Origin of the sequence: Halomonas sp., from assembly GCF_052095695.1 — a bacterium.
Taxonomy (GTDB): Bacteria; Pseudomonadota; Gammaproteobacteria; order Pseudomonadales; family Halomonadaceae; genus Vreelandella.
Genome location: NZ_JBQDLQ010000158.1, coordinates 1 through 3,806, shown reverse-complemented (window position 1 = coordinate 3,806; position 3,806 = coordinate 1). Strand labels below are relative to the sequence as shown.

Below are 3,806 nucleotides of genomic sequence, written 5' to 3'. Positions count from 1 at the left end.
ATTCTATTTAAGAATATATGCCTGGCGGCCGATACGGCTGCTTAGTGAGTGGCTTGGGTTTGGCTCTGGTAAGATAGGTCACTGGCTATGCTTTCTTGCTTGTGCCCACAGGCATTCGGAGAGCTAATCTCGTTTACTGATTAATAAGCAGGATTGGAATATGACCGCTGCGCAAGATTTTTTAATTGCCCCTTCTATTTTATCGGCTAATTTTGCCCGGCTGGGTGAGGAAGTGGATAACGTACTGGCTGCCGGTGCGGATGTGGTTCACTTCGACGTGATGGACAATCACTACGTGCCCAATCTCACCATTGGCCCTATGGTATGCAAAGCGCTGCGGCAGCACGGGGTGACGGCACCGATTGACGTCCACCTAATGGTCAAGCCGGTAGACCGCATGATCAGTGACTTTATTGAGGCGGGCGCTAGCTACATTACCTTTCACCCGGAAGCCTCTGAGCACGTCGATCGCTCATTACAGTTAATTCGTGATGGCGGTTGTCAGGCAGGCTTAGTATTTAACCCGGCAACGCCGCTCTCTTATCTCGACTACGTGATGGATAAAGTCGATATGGTGCTGCTAATGAGCGTTAACCCAGGCTTTGGCGGTCAGTCCTTTATCCCCGGAACGCTGGATAAGCTGCGCGAAGCGCGGGCGCGCATCGATGCCTCTGCTTATGCTATTCGTTTGGAGATCGATGGTGGCGTGAAGGTAGACAACATTGCCGATATTGCCGCCGCCGGCGCCGATACCTTTGTTGCCGGATCAGCTATCTTCAGTGCTCACCAGGCCAGCGATCCGCACGGCTACAATACGGTCATCAAACAGCTGCGCGCAGCGCTGGCAAAGGCGTAATTCAAAAGATAGCGGGGAGTTTAGTGCAGCTTCATACGCGGTTTTAAATAGCGATTGAGCTTGTCTACTAGCCAAGACAGCCCTGTTTTCGGTGCCCCGTGAATAGACAGCTGGTGCATGCGGTACAGCGAGGCATATGCCTGACGAGCCAGCCAGCCTTCTAAAAACAATCCTTTGGAGGCCGAGCTGCGCATTAAGTTGCCCACCGCGTCGTAGCGCGCAAGTGATACCAGCGAGCCATGGTCACGGTAGCGGAAGTCAGCAAGCGGCTTGCCCGCTAAGTGATTGGCCAGGTTTTTGGCAAGTAGCGTTGCCTGCTGGTGGGCCGCCTGTGCACGGGGTGGCACGGTACCGCTTTCACCCATCGGGCAGCTTGCGCAGTCGCCCAGAGCAAAGATTCTCTCGTCATCGACGCTTTGTAACGTGGTGGCTACGTTGATTTGGTTTTTAGTGTTGGTCGTTAATCCTAGCTCCGCCAGGAAGGGTGGTGCTTTGATGCCGGCTGCCCACACATTGATGTCCGTTTCGATCACTTCGCCGTCATTGGTTACCAACTGATGCGCCTGGGCTTCTTTAATGGCGGTGTTGGTGTGAACGGTCACGCCCATGCTTTCAAGCTCTGTGTTAACCGTCTGGCTGATTCGCTCAGAAAGGCCTGGCAGCAAGCGCGGCGCCGCTTCCAATAAGTGAACGCTGATTGTCTGATGGTCTAATGACGTCACGCCATAGGCATTCAGCATGCGCGAGGCATCAAGCAGCTCCGCTGCTAGTTCAACCCCGGTTGCGCCACCGCCGACGATGCCGATGGTCAGCTGTGTATGCTGGCGCAGCGTCGGGTCGGTGTAGCGCAAAAAGGTGTTGATCATGTCGCGCTGGAAGGCTTTGGCCTGCTGTGGCGAATCGATAAAGTGGCAGTGCTCAGCAACGCCGGGGGTGCCGAAGTCGTTTGAAATGCTGCCCAGCGCCATCACCAAATAGTCATACGAGAGCTCCCTGGCGGGTAACACCTCAAGGCCATGCTCATCCTGAATCGGCGCTAGCTGCAGCCGTCGCTGCTCCCGGTTTATGCCCGTTAATGAGCCCCGCTGATAGCGATAAAAGTGGGCAGACGAATGCCCGCGATAGTCCACCTCGTCCATGCTGGAATTAAGCACGCCGGTAGCCAGCTCATGGAGCAGTGGCTTCCAAACATGTGTGGTATCGCGATCTAACAACACAATTTCTGCGCGTTTTCGCTTGCCTAAGGTGCGTCCTAAGCGTGTGGCGAGGGCTAAGCCGCCCGCGCCGCCGCCGACAATCACAATGGTGGGAGTGGTCATTATTACCTCCATGGCTAAATTAGCCATAGCATAGAAGTTTCTTCAGCTTCTGACTAATGCGAAAGTTGGCTTAGAGCGGGTAAGATGGGTGGCCAACGAAAGATTTTTCAGCAGCGAATGAAGTGAGAGGGCAATCAAGGTGCATTCAATACGACACTCGGCATTACATTCAGTGCTACAGGGCAAGCGACTGATTGCGTTCGACCTGGATGGCACGTTGATTGATTCCGTGCCGGATCTTGCTATCGCTGTCATGCTTACCTTGCGTGAGTTAGGGCTGCGTGAGCCGAGTGAAGACGAGGTGCGCCACTGGGTTGGTAACGGGGCGTCTGTATTAGTGCAGCGAGCCTTGGCCTGGGCGCGGGAAGAAACGGCACTGCCAGCGCTTCAAGTGCGCGCGTATGAGGCTTTTATGATGCATTATGGTGCTGCGCCCAATGCCCTCACGACGCTTTATCCGGGCGTTGTCCAAACGCTCCAGGCGCTGCATCAGCACGGCATGACATTGGCATTAATCACTAATAAGCCTGAGCGCTTTATTGAGCCGCTACTCAACCATTTCAAGCTAATCGATTATTTCACGCTTTGGATTGGCGGTGATTCGCTGGCAGAAAAGAAACCCCATCCGTTGCCGCTGCTGCACGCTGCTGATAGATGTCAAATATCCCCTTCTGAGTGCGTGATGGTCGGCGACTCGCGCCATGATGTGGCTGCCGGTAAAGCAGCGGGCTTTACGACGCTTGCGCTGCCCTATGGTTATAATCACGGCGAGCCGATTGAACACAGTCACCCTGATCTGATAGTCAGTTCGCTAACCGACTTGCTGTTGACGCACCCCCATGCAACAAGGACCGCTTCATGATGACCCCGGAACGCTTTCAAGAGCTTAGCCAGGCAGGCTATAATCGAATCCCTGTTTCGCGTGATGTGCTTGCAGATTTAGATACGCCGCTCTCAACCTATTTAAAGCTCGCCAATACGCCCTGGACGTTCTTATTTGAGTCCGTTCAGGGCAGTGAGAAGTGGGGCCGTTACTCCATGATTGGGCTGCCTAGCCACGAGCGCATCGAGGTGCGTGGCTTTACTGTGTACCACATCAAAGAGGGGGAAGCCGTTGGCGTCGCGGATGTGGACGATCCTCTCGCGTGGATTGAAACATTCCAGAGCCGTTTTAAAGTGCCCCATTTAGATGATCAGCCGCGTTTTGACGGCGGGCTAGTCGGCTACTTTGGCTACGACACTATTCGCTATATCGAACCGCGTCTGCGCGGCGGTGCCGATAAGCCTGACCCGCTGAGCGTGCCAGATATTCTGCTCATGGTGTGCAATGACTTTGTGGTATTCGACAATCTTTCCGGTCGACTAACGATCTGGACCCACGTTGATCCTGCCAAGCCAGATGCCCTAGAACGCGCTCAAATGCATTTGAAACATGTTGAAATCCGCCTGCGCGAAGCGCACATCAGCCCCAATAATGCAGGCAGCGATCGGCAGCCTGTGCAGGAGAGTGACTTTAGCTCAGGCTTTACCGAAGATGGCTTTAAAGCCGCTGTTGAGAAAATCAAAGAGTACGTGCTGGCAGGGGACATCATGCAGTGCGTGCCTTCCCAGCGTATGTCGATTCCTTATCA

Annotated in this window: 3 protein-coding genes and 1 pseudogene; 3 read left to right on the top strand and 1 reads right to left on the bottom strand. The window is 54.2% G+C overall.

The genetic code is table 11. The annotated features are described in order from the left end of the window. Nucleotides 1–160: 160 nt before the first annotated feature. Nucleotides 161–856, top strand: a complete 696-nt coding sequence (rpe, locus tag ACTH5D_RS17540) for a ribulose-phosphate 3-epimerase (protein WP_441673471.1) — start codon at nt 161–163, stop codon at nt 854–856. Nucleotides 857–876: 20 nt separating this feature from the next. Here rpe and ACTH5D_RS17535 read toward each other — a convergent pair whose 3' ends face one another. After that, the gene (locus ACTH5D_RS17535; RefSeq protein ID WP_441673469.1) at nt 877–2,175 is read right to left on the bottom strand and encodes an NAD(P)/FAD-dependent oxidoreductase; all 1,299 of its coding nucleotides are present in this window, start codon (nt 2,173–2,175) and stop codon (nt 877–879) included. Nucleotides 2,176–2,308: 133 nt separating this feature from the next. On the opposite strand from ACTH5D_RS17535, the gene ACTH5D_RS17530 reads away from it, so the two are divergent. Next, a complete protein-coding gene (locus ACTH5D_RS17530) occupies nt 2,309–3,037 on the top strand; it encodes a phosphoglycolate phosphatase (RefSeq protein ID WP_441673473.1) in 729 nt (242 codons plus the stop codon). Further along, a pseudogene (locus tag ACTH5D_RS17525) lies at nt 3,034–3,806 on the top strand (anthranilate synthase component I); the annotation flags it as partial. The gene ACTH5D_RS17530 and the pseudogene ACTH5D_RS17525, both read left to right, overlap by 4 nt.